The following is a 19,485-nucleotide window of genomic DNA, read 5'->3' on the forward strand; positions in this document are numbered from 1 at the left end:
TAATTACCCACCATATAGTATAACTTGATATTCTCCTAGATTCTAGAAAAACGTTATTCCTTAAAGCTGGTATGACCATCGGGTTTCGGGATCCAATCGCTCCGATTGGCTACCACTTGGACTTTTTTCATCGAGAATCGGGATCCAATAACCACAATTGGCTACCGTTTTGGCTATTTCCAGCGAACTTCGGGATCCGATACACCCGATTAGCGACCGCTTTGACTTTTTCCATCGAGATTCGGGATCCAACAACCACAATTGGCTACCGTTTTGGCTATTTCCATCGAACTTCGGGATCCAATACACCCGATTAGCGTCCGCTTGGACTTCTACCATCGAGAATCGAGATCCAATAACCCTAATCGGCTACCTTTTTAAAGATTTTCGGGATTCATAAATTTTCACAAAAAAGAGCATGAACCTATTGGTCCATGCCCCAAATATTTTAATGATTAAAGCTTCTAGGCTTTGATGATTTACCGTTTGTTCTTTTTTCACCGCTTCTTGGTTTTGACGGTGCTTTTTTTCTGCGGTCATAGCCACCGCCGTTGCCACCGCGATTATCATCTCTTCTGTTGCGATCATTACGGTTGCGGTCGAAAGATCTTCTTTCTCTCTTTTGTGGTAGTGGAGACTCTTCAGTCAGCTTCACTGGCGTTGTATCAGGCTCTTTTGTTAACATTTTCAGAACAGCTGCTACAACTGTAGATGCATCGTTTGATTCAAGAAGCTCTCCTGCTGCCGCTTTGTAATAATGAAGATTATTGGATTCAATTGTTTGAACAATTTTATCCACAACCGCACGTTGTTGACCTTCTAACGCTTCATCCAAAGTTGGAGCCTGCATTCTCTCCATTTTACGCTTTGTTGTTTTTTCAACAACTGCAAGATAAGATTTTTCACGTGGGGTAATGAAGGTCATCGCCATACCGTGTTTACCAGCACGACCGGTACGTCCAATACGGTGAACATAGCTTTCCGGATCTTGTGGAATATCGAAATTATAAACATGGGTAACACCTGAAATATCTAGTCCACGAGCCGCTACGTCAGTAGCAACTAGTACATCAATCGTACCCTCTTTAAATTTACGTAATACTTGAAGACGCTTCGCCTGGCTTAAATCACCATGAATTCCTTCTGCCGTATAACCTCTAAGGTTTAACGCTTCTGATAATTCATCAACACGGCGTTTCGTACGACCAAAGACAATCGCTAATTCCGGTGATTGAATATCCAAAAGTCTTGTTAGAACATCAAATTTATTCTTTTCTTGTGTCTCAAGGTAGTATTGTTCGATTAACGGAACCGTCATTTCCTTCGTTTTAACACGAACGATTTGCGGATCTTTCATAAACTTCTCAGCCATGCGCTGAATTGGTCCAGGCATTGTTGCTGAGAAAAGTAATGTTTGACGCTCTGCAGGTGTTGAAGCAAGAATGGATTCAATATCTTCAATGAATCCCATGTTAAGCATTTCATCTGCTTCATCAAGAATAACTGTATTCACAGTATCTAGACGCATTGTCTTACGATTAATATGATCTAGTACACGTCCTGGAGTACCGACAATAATATGTGGCGCTTTCTTTAATGAACGGATTTGGCGGCTAATATCCTGTCCACCGTAAATTGGAAGAACACGCACTCTTTTTCCTGCGCCGATTTTATATAATTCTTCAGAAACTTGGATCGCAAGTTCCCGAGTTGGGGCAATGATAATCCCTTGAATGGCTTCTACGCTCGTATCAACTTTCTCAACCAACGGAATTCCAAATGCAGCTGTTTTACCCGTACCTGTTTGAGCTTGCCCGATCAAATCCTTGTTTTCAAGGCTCAAAGGAATCGTTTCTGCTTGGATTGGTGTTGCTTCCTCAAACCCCATGCGGAGGACAGCTTTTAATGTAGCTTGGCTAATACCTAAATCTTGAAACTTTGTCAATGTTTTCATTCTCCTTCATCTATATGAAAATTTTATCTATGTGCTGAGTATATCTCGCATCAAATGCCGTAATTAGGTAACATCTTTATTTTACCAAAAAAAAGACATTCTCCAAAGGAGTATGCCCTTTATTCATCGTTCTTTAGACACGTTGCTGATAATCATAACATTATTACTAGTATATTGCAATCAATGTGATTTTATACCAGTTTTACCGTTCTATTAAAAAATCATACACTTGAGAAAACAGGGCCTCTTTTTCCTCACAGTGGCAAATATGATGATTCGAATCCTTGATGTATGTGAGTCGTTTCTTTTTGGCATTAATCGTTTGATACAAATATTCAGCACTTTTTGGGGGAACTATCCCATCACACTCTCCTTGGGCAATCAATGTTGGCACTTCTACTTGTGGCAGCAGTGGTTTGATCGATGCAACCAGGCGGCGAAATTGCAGGGTAGCTGTTATCGGTGTTGCTTTTATTTTTCTTTTATAACGCTGAAATAATTCATTACCAGCTAAGTTTCCTTTAAAAATATCCAGCAGCATCGATTTAAATTCGCTGGCCATTTGTTTGGGATTAACGTAATAAGCCGCTGCACTAAGTAGTACGAGCTTGTCCACAGGGTACTTAGCAGCAAGATAACTGGCTATCATCCCTCCCATCGAAAAACCAACCACATACACTTTTTCACAAATTTGAATCAGATCCTTCAGTTCACTTTCCGCATGATCAATCCACTGCTGGTATTGAACACCTTTTAATGAGAGATTTTCACCATGACCAGGGAGAGTCGGAATCCTAAAAACCCAATCCGTATGTTTCGTTAAATACTCTGCAAGAGGCTCTACCTCATAGGGCGCTCCGGTAAAGCCGTGAATGCATAAACAGCCAATCATGTTTACTCACCTGCTTTATAGAAAAAGTATTGTTCATTATTGTACCTTTAACTTTAGGATAGCATACGGGTTTTGCTTGGGCTTTGTTACAACATCTATTGCTTTTTTTGTAAAAAAGTGACAACTTCCTCTAATTTCATCCCTCGGGAAGCTTTTACCAGAATGAGTGTGTTTTCATCGAGATACCGTTCCAGTTTATTGATGAGTTCTGCCTTATCCGTAAAAGCAAATACCCGTTTCTCGTCTAAAACAGAACGTGCTCCCTTGGCGATTTGCTTGCCTAGCTGTCCATAGGTGAACACCCAATCAATTTTCTCTGGATTTAACCCTTCGCCAATTTGATAGTGGTATTTTTCCTCATCCGGTCCTAGCTCCAGCATGTCCCCAAGAACAAGAATCACCTGTTCATAACCCTCAAGATTGGAAACAAGTTCAATCGCTGCCATCATCGATGTCGGGCTCGCATTATAGGCATCGTTAATAATCTTTTCCCCATGATTCCCTTCGACCAGCTCCATCCGCATCCCAGTTAGCTTAAGATTAAATAATCCTTCGTTCATCTTGTCAAAAGCCACCCCAAAATGCCTTGCAATCATCATGGCCGCCAGACTATTTAAGATGTTATGGATTCCTAATACAGGAAGCTCAAAGCTTTCAGCGGCTATATTGATTTTAAATCGATTTCCTTGTTCTAATTGCGTGATATGTGTTGGGAAAACATCATTTGTATTGCTTCTTCCAAAGGTTTGAACTTGAAGATTCCCTTTATATTCCTTAATTCTATCCATCAATAGCGGTTCGTCGCCATTCAGCACAGCTAAGCCCTCTGGCTTTAAGCCCTGCAAAATTTCTAATTTTGCCTCGGCGATCCCTTCTCTTGAGCCAAGATCAAGCAGATGGGATTCACCAATATTGGTAATCACTACCGCATCTGGACAGGCAAGATTCGTAAGGAATTCAATTTCACCTCTCCCACTCATGCCCATTTCTAAAACAGCAATTTCCGTATCCTCCGCTAACCCCAAAACGGTTAACGGCAGACCAATATGGTTATTATAATTCCCTTCCGTTTTTTGCACTTTAAAGGTGGTTGCCAACAGTGCGGCCGTCATATCCTTCGTCGTGGTTTTCCCATTACTTCCGGTAATACCAACAACCTTCACCGCTAACTCTTTCCGGTATTGTCGCGCAAGTTCTTGCAGGGCAATCAAACAGTCGTCAACCATGATGAGAGGAAGATGAGTTGGCGGGTTTGGTACATCCCTTTGCCATAATGCCGCAGCGGCTCCTTTTTGAATCGAATCTTCCACAAATTTATGACCGTCAGAATGCTCTCCTTTAAAAGGAATAAATAAATTACCCTGTTCAATTTTGCGAGAGTCAATACAGACACCCGTGATAAGGGTATCAGCAAATGCACTTGTCTCATTACTCACAGAAATCATTTCAGAAATCTGCTTCAGCGTTCTCTTAATCATAGCCTTCCTCCAACAAGATAATTAATAAACATCGTAACATGGCCTAAAGCCGTGTCACGATGTTTAAGATCTAAAATGTATATTTAATATTTTGTTTTTCAGCATGTCTTTCTTTTGCAAGATTTACGAGGCGTTCAATTAATTGCGGATACTCCACTCCTGTGTGTTTCCATAAAAGTGGGAACATACTAAACGGCGTAAAGCCAGGCATTGTATTTACCTCATTGATTAATGCCTTTCCATCCTTTGTCAGGAAGAAGTCGGCACGGACAAGGCCAGAGCAATCTAATGCTTTGAACGCTTCAATCGCCATTTCTTTAATTTGCTTGTATTCTTCCTCTGTAATATCTGCCGGGATAATTAAAGCAGTATCCCCATCCTCATATTTCGCCTTATAATCATAAAAATCCTTTTTCGGAACAATTTCACCTGCTACCGAGCATTCCGGCTCATCGTTCCCAAGAACGCCAACTTCAATTTCACGAGCAACAACGCCCTCTTCAATAATGACTTTACGGTCAAACTGGAATGCTTCCACAAAAGCTGCTTCTAATTCCGTGCGATTACTACATTTACTAATCCCAACGCTGGATCCAAGATTAGCTGGTTTTACGAAGCATGGATAACCAAGCTGAGCTTCGACTTTAGCGTAAACCGTTTCTTTCGCCTTTTCCCATTCACTTTTAATAAAAGCAACATAGTTTACTTGGGCCAACCCGGCTTGTGCAAAGACATTTTTCATCATCACTTTATCCATCCCAGCAGAAGAAGCAAGGACACCATTCCCAACATACGGTAGGTTTAACAATTCTAATAATCCTTGAACGGTTCCATCCTCACCATTTGGCCCATGAAGCAATGGAAAGATCACGTCCAGTGGTTCACTTTCTTGTTTCTGGCTGGTGAAAAGTGTTGGCGCCAAAGCTAGCGGTGAGAGCTGAGTAGTCTCTTGAAACTCTAGCGCTTTGACGTTTTCTACAGGACCTGTGAGCTGTGGACCTTTTATCCATTGGCCATCAACAGTTATGTAAATCGGATGAATTTCGAATTTTTCAAGATCCAGCGCTCTAATTACCGCGAGTGCTGTTTGTAACGATACTTTATGTTCAGCGGATTTGCCTCCGTACAATAATCCAAGTTTTGTTTTCATGAGTAAACCTCCATTTTCACATTGACGATTTTATTTTATCACTTTATCAGCGAAAAGTTATCCTTCTCTTTATCTAGTTTATGAAATTTAATGCTTGGTTAAAAACTCTCTCTATGGCAAAAAACAAAATCTCTCCTCATAAATGGAGAGATTAGCTCACAGACAACTTCCATTCTTTTGTTTTTTTATCAAGAATAATCCTTGCGTGTGCTGTTTCCTGAACGATTAGTTCATATTCCTCATACATGTCATCCATAGAGGCAAAATCACCAATCACCCAAATCGGTATTTCCAGCCGGCCACGCTGCTGATCGATATCACGTAAAGAAATACAAATTCCTTCTTTCATATAAGGTGTTAATGAAAGGAGGATTTCTTTATTGATTGGAGGATATGTCCGTTTTTTCTTTAATCCCAGCAGTGACTTTTCAAGCTTTAGTTCGCCTAGTTTACTGGATAGCGATTCACTCAGTATATGGAAAAAGTCCTTAAAGCTTCGATAATAGGTTTTATTAAAAAAACCATCATCTTGAGCGAGATACACAAATCGATTTCCTAGTTTATTATAAAAAGGTAATTTCAAATGATGTTTTTGGTGACCCAAATATAATAATTCCGCGATTTCCTGCCCAGTTAGGACATTTAACCCATCTTCTTCGACAAAGTCGATCCAGCAAAAGTCACCGTAGCTATAGACATCATCAGCTGCTAATCCCTTAATCCTTTCCTCGGGACAGTATTCAAATTGCGTGTGCAAATTGAAGTCTGCATCTTCAAAGCGATGCTTTAATAATAGTAAATGATTGAATGAACCTGAAAAAGCAGCAGCAAATTCAGTGAATTCAATACCGTAGGACAATACATACTGATCTGTTTGGTTTAGGTGCACATAGACAAGATCTCGTATGTCTTGATGATGCTTTTTCAAAGCCAAACTCCTCCGTTCAAGGGAAAAATAGAATCGGTTATATAATACGAATAAGAAAAGAAATCAAACACTAGCTAATTGGACACCAATATTAGCCAATCTTTTTCCATTTTATCACTTTATAGGGCAAATAGCTTATTTCATTTGTTTTACAAAAATGATGCTTTGAAATAGATTTAACACATACTAGAAACAATCTCTTTCCTATTATTTGATTTTCAAGTACGATTATCAACAAATTCTTTTTTACATACTTTTATAAGAGGAGTTTTTTATACTTGTCTGTTGATTTCCGCTCCAGGCACGAGCGGTTCGGGGAGCCTCCTCGTCGCTTCACTCCTGCGGGGTCTCCCCTGTCCCGTACTCCCGCAGGAGTCTTCGTGCCTTCCGCTCCAATCAACAGAGTTTGTAAAATCATTATTAAGCTTTAGACATAATAAGAGAAAGAAAACGCACCGGTGGAAAGGAGCGTGCAGGATGATTAAGGATATGACGCAGGATGAGATTGCCCTGCAGATTATAAAAACATTAAAAGAAAATAAGAAGAAGGAATTCATTACAATCCTTGAGGAGTTACAGCCTTATGACACCGCCAAAATCTATGAAGAATTACCGGAAAAACATAAAGTTCGCTTCCTGTTATTCTTAAATTTTGATGTTCTTGCAGACTTGATGGAGGAGCTTGATAAAGAAGAACAGCTCGAGGTTCTCAACAAGCTCGGGATTGAAAAATCCGGAAAAGTCCTTGATTTAATGGACAATGACGATTTAGCCCTGCTGCTTGATGAACTCTCCCCAGAGAAAAAGGATTCCTTACTTTCCGGAATGAAGTCAGAAGAGTCAAAGGCCGTTACCGATATTATGAATTATCCGCCAGAAACGGCGGGAAGAATTATGACCAATCGCTTCGTCTGGATCCGAAATGATTACACAGTAAGAGAAGCAGTAGATAAATTGAAATCGTTCGCTGAATTTGCTGAATCGATTAATTATCTTTACGTTGTAAATGAAGGAAGAAAGCTCGTCGGGGTTGTCTCCTACCGCGACCTGCTGTTAGCCGATCCAAATGAAAAAATCAATTCAATAATGTATGAACGTGTCATCGCTGTTTCTGTCACAACCGACCAGGAAGTTGTAGCAAAAATGACTGAAAGATACGATTTCCTGGCCATCCCCGTGGTCGATGAGGATAATGTCCTTGTCGGCATCGTAACCGTCGATGACATCATTGATGTCGTGATAAGAGAAGCCAATGAAGATATTGAAAAATTATCAGCATCTGGTAAGTCCATCGATTTTGAAACGAAAACTCTGGTCGCCGCAGCCAGAAGACTTCCATGGCTGATTTTACTGTTGTTTATCGGACTCATTTCCGGACGGATCATTAGCAGCTTTGAAGATACGCTGCAGCAGGTCGTGGCAATTGCCTTTTTCATGCCGATGATTGCTGGGATGACCGGGAACACTGGGACACAATCACTCGCTGTTGTTGTAAGAGGCCTTATTTCTCATGATATTGATAAAGGAGTAATTTTCCGTTTAATCGCCCGCGAGCTTGGGGTGGGAATTACCATCGGAATTACCTGTGCGATTCTGATTTCCATCATCGCTTATATTTGGCAAGGCAGCTTCATTTTAGGTGCTGTTGTTGGCAGCTCGCTGTTTTTCACCTTGATTATCGGGACACTTGCCGGAACAATTATTCCGCTAATCTTATTTCGCTTAAATATCGACCCAGCAGTCGCTTCAGGTCCCCTGATCACCACGATCAATGATATTTTTTCACTGCTCACCTACTTTGGTATTGCCACCATGTTCCTAAACTATCTCATGTAAACACGGTTAACGAACCGTGTTTTTCTTTTATTTTGAAACATCTTTAAGTCGAATTTCGTCTATATAGTTGATGTAAAACATTTCCTTATTAAACTATTGTTACAATTTCTTTTCTTTGTTAGCATGATTTTATACAGAAAAACTAGGGTGTGTCCTATGGATAAATTAACCAACAAATCAGAGCGTTTCGACTGGACGTTAACATTAATCTTGTTTCTCTTTTTCCTTGTTAGTTGTGTGGCGATCTTTAGTGCTCAAGCCGCAGGCCAATATGATGAAAACTTTTTAGTCAAACAAATCTTTTGGTATGTTGTCGGGGCTGCGATCATTTCCATCACAATATTTTTTGACTCCTATCAATTAAAACGACTATCTTGGTATTTATTTGGCTTAGGTCTTCTCTTACTAGTCGGATTGATTATCGCTCCAGAAAGCATCGCACCATACCGAAATGGAGCCAAAAGCTGGTATATCATTCCGGGGCTTGGTTCGATTCAGCCTTCAGAATTTGTCAAAACCTTTTTGATTCTTGCACTTAGCCGAGTTGCTACCACCCATCAAGAAAAACATTTAGAGAAGACCCTCAAATCAGACTTTCTGCTTTTATTAAAATTTGGGGTGACCACCGCTGTCCCGCTTGCGCTGATCATGAAGCAGCCGGATTTAGGAACCTCCCTTGTATTCATTTCGATATTAATAGGCTTTATCTTAGTTTCCGGAATATCATGGCGGATTATCTTCCCGGTATTCGCCTTTGGAGTTTCCATTGCCGCAAGCATTATCTATCTTGTCCTCACCAAACCTGAGTTACTTGAAAAATATGTTGATACCTATCAATTTAATCGGATCTATTCTTGGCTCGATCCGGTTAACCATCAAAGCAACGCAGGCTACCATTTATTGAAATCCTTAAGTGCCATTGGTTCCGGTATGTTAACTGGTAAGGGGTTCAGTAATAGTGAGGTATATGTCCCAGAAGGTCATACAGACTTCATTTTCAGTATCATCGGTGAAGAATATGGTTTTGTCGGAGGCAGCGTTGTTATTGGGCTATTCTTTCTATTAATTTATCATTTAATCAAAACTGCCTTAGATACAAACGATCCATTTAATACATATGTATGTACAGGGGTTATCAGTATGATTACGTTCCACGTCTTTCAAAATGTCGGGATGACCATTCAGGTTCTGCCAATCACGGGAATCCCGTTGCCATTTATTAGCTATGGGGGGAGCTCTCTTATGGGGAATATGTTTGCCATGGGGATTGTTTACAGCATTCGCTATCATCATCGAAATTACATGTTTTCTTCAGACAATTCCATAAGTTCATAAGAAAAGCGCAAGCGCCTTGGTCAGGGGCGACAGGCATAAGACGAGCCGGCGAGAAGGTTGCTTTTTAACCTTCTTGACGGATTGAACGAAAAGTGGAGGCGACTGCCCTGGGACGCAGGCGTAAGACGAACACTGAAAGAAGGCGCTTTTTGCCTTCATTCAGTGGGCGGCTTACGACTCGAGTCCCAAGAAGCCGAAACTAGACAAGCTTATGACCCGAGCCCCTAGGCGCTGGAGCTAGACAATTCTCGAAGTTAAATTTTCTTTCTTTTCCTATAAAAAATGCAAGGCAGCGGGGGCAACCTCGTTGTCTTTTCCTTGAAAAATTAGGATATTGTTTTTCTTTCATAGTGAACTAGTATAAACTAAATAAAGTGAAATATTTACATAAGTGAAGGTGACATATGAAGGAGTTTATTTTCTCTGTTTTAGAGTTTTTATCAGATTTAGGTTATTTCGGGATTGCGATCGGGTTAATGATCGAGATCATCCCTAGTGAAATTGTTTTAGGCTATGGCGGTTATATGATTTCACAAGGAACTATCGGCTATCCTGGAGCGATTATTGCAGGGACAATCGGAGGTACCTTTGCCCAATTATTCCTTTACTGGGCTGGATATTATGGCGGACGCCCTTTCTTAGAAAAATTCGGGAAGTATGTTTTTATTAAGAAAAAACAAATTGATATGTCTGAGCTTTGGTTTAGGAAATATGGAGGCGGCGTCATTTTCTTTGCTCGTTTCATTCCCGTCGTCCGACATGCGATCTCGATTCCAGCAGGAATATCCAAAATGTCTGCCACAAAATTTACAATTTATACGGTAGCGGCGATCATCCCATGGACGATTCTTTTTCTTTATTTAGGTCATATGTTAGGTGATAACTGGTCGCATATTGAAGAATACGCGAAGCAATACACAATGCCAATCATAATTGGCGCTGTCCTTCTTGGCGTCATCTACTATTTAGTAAAGAGAACAAAAAAATCAACCACTGACTAGAGTGGTTGATTTTTTTACTAATTTAGATCATAACACTCGTGATCGCTGCGGTTAATAAGCTTACGAGCGTTGCACCATATAATAATTTCAAACCAAACTTAGCTACAACATTTCCTTGCTTCTCGTGCAGTCCTTTTACCGCGCCAGTGATAATTCCAATGGAAGAGAAGTTTGCGAACGATACTAGGAATACGGAAATAATTCCAACCGTTCTGTTAGATAATGAATCTGTGATTTTGGCCAAATCCATCATCGCGACAAATTCATTAGATAATAATTTCGTTGCCATGATTGTACCAGCCTTAACCACTTCAGCACCAGGCACCCCAATAATAAATGCAAATGGAGCAAAAACGTAACCAAGAACCATTTGAAAGCTGATTCCGAAAATGGCTTCAAACACATGGTTAATCATGCTGATTAACGCAACAAAACCGATAAGCATCGCTCCAACAATAATCGCAACCTTAAACCCATCGAGAATGTATTCACCTAAAACCTCAAAGAAAGTTTGCTTTTCAGCTTCTTGAATATCAATGATATCTTCTTCTTCGGATACCTCATATGGGTTAATCACATTGGCAATCATAAATCCGCCAAATAAGTTCAATACAAGTGCGGTAATAACATATTTCGGATCAATCATCGTCATATAGGCTCCGAGGATGGAGGCAGAAACCGTTGACATGGCTGAAGTACATAAAGTATAAAGTCGATGTTTAGGAATAAACGGAAGTTGTTTTTTTACAGAGATAAACACTTCAGATTGACCAAAAACAGCAGATGCAACGGCATTATAGGATTCTAACTTTCCTAAGCCATTTACCTTACTTAAGACAATCCCAAGAAAGCGAATAATAATCGGTAAGACTTTGATATATTGAGCAATCCCAATCAGGACAGAAATAAAGACAATTGGAAGAAGTACATTGATAAAAAATGGTCCTGTTCCTTCGTTTGCCATTCCGCCGAAGACAAAGTTTATTCCTTCTGCTGCATAGCTTAGTAAATGATCAAACAACCCAGAAATCGCTTTAATAATAACGAATCCAATTTCCGTATTAAGCAGTACGAACGCAAAAACAAGCTGTAACAACAGCATGGTGATAAGCGGTTTCATTTTTATCCCTTTTTTATTGTTACTAACGATAAAGGCAAGCAAAAAGATGACGACTAATGCTGCCACAAATAAAATATATTTCAAACCTTTCCTCTCCTTTTCTAGTTGTCCATTCACAAAGATGATATTTTTATATTTTCCGACAAATATCGACAGCGTTTTCAAACACAAAGTTGATTATAAAATTCCTCCATTTGTGTGTCAATGAATCCAGGATAAGTAGCATTATTCAGGCTTTTCGCTATTTTTCCATATTATTTTCACCAACGCCATTTTCATTAGTCAAAAAAAAGAGATTAGCATCGCTAATCTCTAAGTAAAAAACTTCATTATATATTTGATTATTTTGCTTGAACCGCTTGAATAACACTCTTCATGGCTTTAATTTGTCCCATATGGAGAGCCTCATGCATAAACGCAAAGTTAGTGAGTTCACCAAAGCTTTCCTGACCAAGGAACGGTGTTTTCAGCTTTGCGCTAAAACTATCAGCTGGTATTTCTTTAATTCTATTCAATTGTTCCTTTAACTGAGTGGTTAATTCGGATACAGATGGAACTTCCCCTTGCCAATCAGCTGGTTTTGTTCCTGATCCAAACAACGCTAAATAGTTTTCTGGTAAATTTGTTGATTTTTTTGGGAATCCGAACATGAATTGCTCTGCTGTTGTCAACACATGGCCAATATGCCAATGAATATTGTTGTTAAAGCCCTCTGGCTGTATTTCGCTGATTCCCTCCTCTAATCCAGCAATATTTTTCAGAAAGAAATCCCTTGTCAGCTCAATCTTTTTAAACAATAATTCGCTCAATTCGTAAACCTCCCCATTTTTTTCTACTCGTACCAGATTATTGTATATCAAAATCAGCCATTTTTGAATAATCAGATTACATTTCCTCAGGTGCTTCAATCCCCAATAATCGTAAGCCTTCTTTTAAAACAACCGTTACGGAATAAACAAGAGCTAAACGTGCCTGCTTCCCGGCACTATCTTCAAGAATTTTCACTTCTCCGTAATACTTATTGAATGCTTGGGCGAGGTCAACAATATACTTTGCGATTTGCGAAGGATCATATTGCTCTAAGGCTTTCTTCGTTGCCTTCGTAAATTCCATTAACAAGCTGACAACCTTCCACTCTTTTTCCCATGAGATAGGATAGTCTTTTACTGCTGTCTCTAAGTTCCATTCCGCCTTTCGTAAAATCGAGCAGGCACGAGCATAGCTATATTGAACATATGGACCGGTTTCTCCCTCGAAGCGCAGCATTTCCTCTAGTGAAAACTCGATATCATTCATCCGATAATTTTTTAAATCATGGAACATGACTGCTCCGACTCCAACCTGCTTCGCGACTTCATCTTTGTTCGAAAGGTTTGGATTTTTCTCTTCAATATTATGTCTAGCCATGGCAATCGATTCGCTTAATACTTCCTCAAGTAAAACCACTTTGCCTTTTCTGGTCGACATTTTCTTTCCATCTTTCAGCATCATCCCAAAGGGAACGTGAACCATTTTCTCCGCCCAAGCATAGCCCATTTTTGCCAATACCGCGATTAACTGTTTAAAATGAAGACTTTGTTCATGCCCGACCACATATAAAGATAAATCAAAGTCATAATTTTCTTTACGGTATAGTGCTGCTGCTAGGTCACGAGTAGCATACAAGGTAGCACCGTCTGATTTCTTAATTAGACATGGCGGCAGTTCCTTCTCTGTTAATTCCACCACCTGGGCCTGGTCGGATTCCACAAGCAATTGCTTCTCTTCAAGCAGGTCGATGACCCGGTCCATTTTGTCGTTGTAAAAGGCCTCACCATTATAGGAATCAAATTCCACACCCATTAATTCATAGATGCTCGAGAATTCTTTTAACGATTCATCACGGAACCATTGCCATAATGATAAGGCTTCCTCATCGCCATCCTCTAGTCGTTTAAACCAGCTCCGGCCCTCATCTTCTAGCTGTGGATCATGTTCTGCTTCCTCATGAAACTTAATATACAGGGTCAGCAATTCTTTTATCGGATTTTGTTTTACCTTCTCAGCATCGCCCCATAGTTTATAGGCTGTGATCAACTTTCCAAATTGGGTGCCCCAGTCGCCAAGATGGTTGATCTTAATTGGGGTATAACCACATTTTTCTACGATTCGTGCAAGCGCGTTACCGATAACTGTTGAGCGCAAGTGTCCCATTGAAAATGGCTTCGCGATATTCGGGGACGACATGTCAATGGTGACATTACGGTTCTGGCCAATATTCAATGCCCCATACTGATCTTTTTTCGTGACAATTTCATTGATCACTTGTTCTGCAACCAGTTTTTTATTTAAGAAGAAATTAAGATACGCTCCGATTACTTCAATCTTCTCAAAGGTTGGAGATTGTATTTTTTCGCTTAGTTCTTGTGCAATTATGTTAGGTGATTTTCTTTTTACCTTGGCTAAACTGAAACACGGAAAAGCTAAATCCCCATGAGCTTGGTTTTTAGGTTTTTCAATGAATAGCTCTAGTTCCTCAACCTTCATTTCCTGATCAAGGATTTCAAATAAAATTTCGGCAAGCTCTTTTTTAAAGTTCATTTTTTAGACCTCCCTTTTTTTAAAAAACAAAAAACTCCCGTCTCTATAGGAAGAGACGAGAGTTAACTCGCGGTACCACTCTACTTGTTCATCAGAACCAGCTCAAATTTGTTAACGGAGAATTCTCCGGCACACCCTACTTAATTTCAGGCGGGCATCTCAAAAGTGCGCTTCATTTTCTGCTTCGTATCAGGCTCCCACTATCCCTGACTCGCTTGGACTTCCCAGAAAACTACTCTCTTTTTCATTGATTTTATCTCATTAATTAACAGTAATTATACTGGATAAAAAAGGATTAATCTAGTCATTGCTGATTATTTTTTCAATTGAGGAAATCCTAACCGTAAAGGAGGGATTTCATGGCGAGAAGGAATAAAATCCTCGTTCCCGAAGCAAGACGAGGATTAGATGAACTAAAGGCAAAGGTTGCCCATACCCAGAGCCCGGAGAATGCCAAATTTGAAGCAGCTGCAGAAGTCGGCGTTCCATTGAAAAAAGGCTACAACGGACAGCTCACCTCAGAGCAAGCAGGCAAAGTCGGCGGACGCCTAGGTGGCAGTATGGTCCGCGAGCTTGTTAAAATGGCTCAGGAAAATATGATGAAAAATCGTTAAATCAGGGGGACCTTTTCTGTGGGTCCCCTCCTTATTTAACCTTTTATCACGTGATAACTGACAAACAAAATCGCAATTGGTGCTACATAACGAATCAGGAAAAACCAAATCCGGAATAAAGCTAAAGGAAAGCCTCCACCTAAAGATAACTCTTCATATAAAGCTGATTTCTTCAATTTCATTGGAACAAAAATCGCAATGAGCAACGCGCCAATCGGCATCAATACATTACTTACCAAATAATCAGCAGCATCAAAGATCGACTTCCCAAATATCAAAACATCACTTAACACTCCATAAGAAAGGGCAGAAGGAATACCGAAAATAAAGATTGCGATTCCGATAATCCAGGACCATTTTGCTCGCTTCTTATCGTCACCCTTCGAAATCACAGATACAATAATTTCTAGCATCGAAAAAGCTGACGTCAAGGCAGCAAACAAAAATAGAATTAAGAAGGCGGCAAAAAAGAACATCCCAAACGCCATTTGATTAAATACATTCGGCAGAACATTGAAAAGTAAAACAGGACCTGCATCTGGTTTTAAACCGAAGGAGAATACCGCTGGGAAAATCGCCAGCCCTGCCAATACAATAATGATGATATTTAATCCTACGATCGAAAAGGCAGAGCGAAATAAACTTTCTTCCTTTGATAGATATGAGCTGTACGTAACCATAACGGAAACACCGACACTTAACGTGAAGAACGATTGTCCTAATGCAAAAAGAATCGTTTCCGGTGTAATTTGTCCGAAATCAGGCTTAAATAAAAAGCTGACACCCTCCATTGCGTTTTCGAGCGTCAAGGACCGAACAATCAGGACGATAAAAAGGATGAATAATATCGGCATCATAATTTGACTTGTTTTTTCAATCCCTTGCTGAACACCTTTCGCAACGACAATAATGGTTAAGAGTAGGAAGATAAACTGCGCTGATACACTAATAGATGGATTCGAGATGGTTGCACCGAATAACTCCGCATATTGCGCCTGATCGAGCCCACCCAATTGTCCGGAAACAGCCTTCCATAAGTAACTGATAATCCAACCGCCAACCACACTATAAAAAGATAGCAAAATAAAGCAGGTGACAATTCCTAAATAACCAATCCAGTGCCATTTTCCATTCGGAGCAATATCCTTATAGGCCTCGATGGCATTCTTTTGTGTTTTTCGTCCAATAATAAATTCGGCCATGAGTAATGGTAGGCCCAAAAACAAAGTAAACAGGATAAAGATAAAAAAGAAGGCTCCTCCTCCACTTATTCCAGCGATGTAAGGGAACTTCCATATCGCCCCAAGTCCTATTGCAGACCCTGCTGCTGCCAAAATAAAACCAATCTTTGATGACCACTGTTCTTTACTGTTCAAAATCTTAACTCCTTTCATAATGCGTTTCTTGATGAAATAAAAAAGCCGCCCCTGCATCTAAATGCAGGGACGACTTGATATCGCGGTACCACCCTAATTGAGAACATAGTTACGTATTCTCCACTTGATTGTCGTTATCGAGACAAACCGTCTTTCCCTTCCAAAGGTCGAAAAAGATACTCCAGGAACGAAATTCATCTTTTTATATGTACTAGTTTCCACCACCACTAGCTCTCTTGAAACAGGGATAAAAAGACTACTAAAATCCTATCAACGCATTAACTTAATATTTTTATAATTTTTAGAATAACTTAAAATCACGAGCTTGTATACAAAAATATTTTAGGAAAATAATGTTAACCCCTTATTGCGTTCTTAACTCATCCACATTTACTTCTGCATTCTCTCTTACATAGTAAAACCAGATTATCGCGGCGCAAATAATATAGTAGACAATAAATAAGTAAAGGGCAGGACTAATATCTCCTGTATTTTCAATCGACCATCCAAACATCTTTGGAATAAAGAAGCCGCCGAAGGCTCCTATTGCTGCGGCAAGACCGATGGCTGCGGGCGTTTCTACTGGTCCAAAAATGATGGGGAACATTGTAAAAATTGATCCATTGGCAATCCCTCCTGAGGCGAAAAGTAACAAGAAGGAAAGGAAAAAGCCAAGAAAATTCCGCGAATTATCACTAATAAAAATCAACACCCCGGCAACTCCGAGAACCATGATCCCGATGTCAATCAACGAGACTTTTGCCCCGCCGAATTTATCTGCAAGATAGCCCCCAATCGGACGTCCAAGGGCTCCTAGTAACGGGCCTATAAATACTATCTGTAATGCGTTAATCTCAGGAAACTCTCCCTTCAATAATAGAGGGAATGCTGCTGAGTAGCCGATAAAGGAACCAAATGACATGATATAGAGAATTGTGATTAAATACATATGCTTTCTTTTAAAAACCTTCAGTTGCTGGGACAATTTTGGTTTCTCTAAAGGAAGATTGTTCATACCAAACAATGCAAAAAGCGCGAACAGAATGATCGGGATTACCCATATCAAAGCACCATTTTGCACCCAAAGCTGAGTTGTTCCATTGGCGCCATTTGAAATGGTTTGCGCTTCACCACCTAAGGCTCCAAACAACGGAAAAGTGATTACCAGTGGAATTAGAAACTGGGCAACGCTGACACCAAGATTCCCCAAACCGCCATTAATCCCTAGCGCAGATCCCTGCTTGGCTTTTGGAAAAAAGGGACCAATCGCGGCCATCGAAGAAGCAAAATTTCCACCACCAAGACCACAAAGTGCTGCAAGTATCGCCATTGTCGTATATGGTGTATCAGGATTTTGCAGGGCAATCCCCACACCAATAACAGGAATAAGCAGAATAATGGTTGACAGAAACGTCCAGGTTTTCCCTCCCGTATACGTAACTCCTATGGAATAGAAGACACGTATCACAGCACCTGTTAAGGCAGGAATTGCCGTGAGCGTGAACACTTGGTCTGTTGTATAATTAAAGCCCGCATCAATTAATCGGAGTGAAAGAATCGACCATATTTGCCACACACTAAATGCGATTAATAAATTGGGAATCGAAAGCCACAAATTTCGTTTGGCTACCTTTTTCCCTCCAGACTCCCAAAATTCTTGATCATTCGGATTCCAATAATTTTCGTTTTTCATCATCATTTCCTTTCTTCAAACAAAAAGATACTTATATTTTTCCTTTTGAGAAGGAGGAAATATTCATTGCCTTCGATTAAGACCCAGTAGACCGATAATGCCTGACTCCGATTTGCCAAACGAGAAAACACGGGAGGATGTAGAGAATTCTAGCTATAGGAATCAGCATATAAAGGGTTTCGTTCTAGTTTGTTTTTCTCATAACACACATAAGTGGTAAACAATTTGCTGTGACGAAAGGAAACACATTCAGAAAGAAACGTGCCATCCATTTTTGATAAATTTTATGTGGATATTGGGCCATTTCCTGAGTCACAGAGGGAATTATTAACATCCTAAGAAGGTTATTGTTAATTGTTTTCTGAATTGTCACAATTGACTAGGCTGAATTATTTTATAATAAGGGAGGAATCCGAGAAGGGGAGTGGACTATGCCATTCAAAACAAGAGTGGAATCTAATGAATTAATGATGCTTCGGTCCTTAAACACGAGAATGGAATTGGCAGCCGAAGATCAAAAGTATTACTTAAATTTGAAGAAAGGTTATGAAGGGGAGGTTATGTTTGACCACAAAACAGCCCATCTTGACGGGAAGTTCTACATATTAAATGACCTTCTGCTAAAAAATGACCATACTACATTTCAAATTGATTCCCTGTTCATTACGCAACGCTTATTGATCCCCTTCGAAGTAAAAAACTTTGATGGAGATTATTATTACGAAAATGGTGATTTCCATTTATACTCTACCCGGAAAAAAATAAAAAATCCCCTTCACCAGTTAGACCGCGGTGAAACCCAACTCCGTGATTTACTTCAAAAACAAGGCTTCCATATACCAGTATCTGGATACCTAATCTTCATCAACCCCGAATTCACTTTATATCAGTCTCCGTTTAACAAGAAAATCATTTATCCAACCCAACTTATTCGCTTATTAAACGAATTAAGCTCCCTGCCATCAAAACTAAATGGACAACACCGGCAAATTGCTGATTTTTTACTTCAGTCGCATATGACGGATTCTCCCTTTTCTCAGGTGCCTTCTTATGGTTATGAACAGCAGCGGAAGGGGCTAACTTGTTCAGTTTGCCAATCTTTCGACGTTAAGGTTGAGGCTAGTACAAACAAAATCGTGTGTGTGGACTGCGGATTTGAGGAAAAAATAGATTTGGCGATTGTGAGAAATGCAGAGGAATTAAAACTACTTTTTCCTAATAAAAAGATTACTACGAATCTTGTTTATGAATGGTGCGGGGAATTTGAGTCGAAAAAGGTGATTAGGAGGGTTTTGAAGGATAACTATAAAGTTGTTGGGAAAGTTAAATATACTCATTTTTTATGAGTGAATTTTTGTTTCATAATTACCTTCCCTCCTTTTCATTCGGGAGGGCGGGCATTATAAACCTTTCATAATTACCTTCCCTCCTTTTCATTCGGGAGGGCGGGCATTATAAACCTTTCATAATTACCTTCCCTCCTTTTCATTCGGGGGGGGGGCGGGCATTATAAACCTTTCATAATTCC

Annotated in this window: 15 protein-coding genes and 2 other annotated features; of the genes, 5 read left to right on the plus strand and 10 right to left on the minus strand. The window is 39.9% G+C overall.

Going from position 1 to position 19,485, the window contains the following annotated elements; all coding sequences use genetic code 11:
- Positions 1–448: 448 nt before the first annotated feature.
- From ACWM35_RS24615 to ACWM35_RS24635, 5 genes are all read right to left on the minus strand, one after another.
- On the minus strand, positions 449–1,945 hold the full coding sequence (locus tag ACWM35_RS24615; protein WP_454821522.1) for a DEAD/DEAH box helicase: 1,497 nt from the start codon (positions 1,943–1,945) through the stop codon (positions 449–451).
- Positions 1,946–2,156: 211 nt separating this feature from the next.
- A complete protein-coding gene (locus ACWM35_RS24620; RefSeq protein WP_454821523.1) occupies positions 2,157–2,846 on the minus strand; it encodes an alpha/beta hydrolase in 690 nt (229 codons plus the stop codon).
- A 95-nt stretch (positions 2,847–2,941) separates the two neighbouring features.
- Positions 2,942–4,324: a UDP-N-acetylmuramoyl-tripeptide--D-alanyl-D-alanine ligase gene (locus ACWM35_RS24625; protein ID WP_454821524.1), complete on the minus strand. Its 1,383-nt coding sequence runs from the start codon at positions 4,322–4,324 to the stop codon at positions 2,942–2,944.
- A 70-nt stretch (positions 4,325–4,394) separates the two neighbouring features.
- The gene (locus tag ACWM35_RS24630; protein WP_454821525.1) at positions 4,395–5,474 is read right to left on the minus strand and encodes a D-alanine--D-alanine ligase; all 1,080 of its coding nucleotides are present in this window, start codon (positions 5,472–5,474) and stop codon (positions 4,395–4,397) included.
- 151 nt (positions 5,475–5,625) lie between these two features.
- Positions 5,626–6,402, minus strand: coding sequence for a hypothetical protein (locus ACWM35_RS24635; RefSeq protein WP_454821526.1), 777 nt, complete (start codon positions 6,400–6,402; stop codon positions 5,626–5,628).
- A 477-nt stretch (positions 6,403–6,879) separates the two neighbouring features.
- On the opposite strand from ACWM35_RS24635, the gene mgtE reads away from it, so the two are divergent.
- The 3 genes from mgtE (at position 6,880) to ACWM35_RS24650 (ending at position 10,574) form a co-directional block, all read left to right on the plus strand.
- Positions 6,880–8,238, plus strand: a complete 1,359-nt coding sequence (gene mgtE, locus ACWM35_RS24640) for a magnesium transporter (RefSeq protein ID WP_454821527.1) — start codon at positions 6,880–6,882, stop codon at positions 8,236–8,238.
- Positions 8,239–8,394: 156 nt separating this feature from the next.
- Complete coding sequence (locus ACWM35_RS24645; RefSeq protein ID WP_454821528.1) at positions 8,395–9,573, plus strand: FtsW/RodA/SpoVE family cell cycle protein; 1,179 nt, start codon at positions 8,395–8,397, stop codon at positions 9,571–9,573.
- A 404-nt stretch (positions 9,574–9,977) separates the two neighbouring features.
- Positions 9,978–10,574, plus strand: a complete 597-nt coding sequence (locus ACWM35_RS24650; RefSeq protein ID WP_454821529.1) for a DedA family protein — start codon at positions 9,978–9,980, stop codon at positions 10,572–10,574.
- A gap of 22 nt (positions 10,575–10,596) precedes the next feature.
- On the opposite strand, the gene ACWM35_RS24655 is transcribed toward ACWM35_RS24650, so the two are convergent.
- From ACWM35_RS24655 to argS, 3 genes are all read right to left on the minus strand, one after another.
- Entirely contained in the window at positions 10,597–11,778 is a 1,182-nt protein-coding gene (locus tag ACWM35_RS24655; protein ID WP_454821530.1) for a NupC/NupG family nucleoside CNT transporter, read from the minus strand.
- Between the two features lie 257 nt (positions 11,779–12,035).
- Positions 12,036–12,503 (minus strand): DinB family protein, encoded by a 468-nt coding sequence (locus tag ACWM35_RS24660; protein WP_454821531.1) that lies wholly within the window; start codon positions 12,501–12,503, stop codon positions 12,036–12,038.
- A gap of 76 nt (positions 12,504–12,579) precedes the next feature.
- Entirely contained in the window at positions 12,580–14,274 is a 1,695-nt protein-coding gene (gene argS, locus ACWM35_RS24665) for an arginine--tRNA ligase (protein WP_454821532.1), read from the minus strand.
- Between the two features lie 48 nt (positions 14,275–14,322).
- Positions 14,323–14,531 (minus strand) — a binding site (T-box leader).
- Between the two features lie 102 nt (positions 14,532–14,633).
- Between argS and ACWM35_RS24670 the strand changes: the two genes are divergently transcribed.
- Positions 14,634–14,888 (plus strand): small, acid-soluble spore protein, alpha/beta type, encoded by a 255-nt coding sequence (locus ACWM35_RS24670; protein WP_454821533.1) that lies wholly within the window; start codon positions 14,634–14,636, stop codon positions 14,886–14,888.
- A 35-nt stretch (positions 14,889–14,923) separates the two neighbouring features.
- On the opposite strand, the gene ACWM35_RS24675 is transcribed toward ACWM35_RS24670, so the two are convergent.
- Positions 14,924–16,264 (minus strand): sodium-dependent transporter, encoded by a 1,341-nt coding sequence (locus ACWM35_RS24675; protein ID WP_454821534.1) that lies wholly within the window; start codon positions 16,262–16,264, stop codon positions 14,924–14,926.
- A gap of 62 nt (positions 16,265–16,326) precedes the next feature.
- Positions 16,327–16,547: a binding site (T-box leader), on the minus strand.
- Positions 16,548–16,628: 81 nt separating this feature from the next.
- Positions 16,629–17,963, minus strand: a complete 1,335-nt coding sequence (locus tag ACWM35_RS24680) for an MFS transporter (protein ID WP_454821535.1) — start codon at positions 17,961–17,963, stop codon at positions 16,629–16,631.
- 425 nt (positions 17,964–18,388) lie between these two features.
- Here ACWM35_RS24680 and ACWM35_RS24685 point away from each other — a divergent pair, with 425 nt between their 5' ends.
- Positions 18,389–19,303, plus strand: a complete 915-nt coding sequence (locus ACWM35_RS24685) for a nuclease-related domain-containing protein (protein WP_454821536.1) — start codon at positions 18,389–18,391, stop codon at positions 19,301–19,303.
- The last annotated feature ends 182 nt before the right edge of the window (positions 19,304–19,485 follow it).

The sequence above is a fragment of the Neobacillus sp. K501 genome (assembly GCF_053749995.1).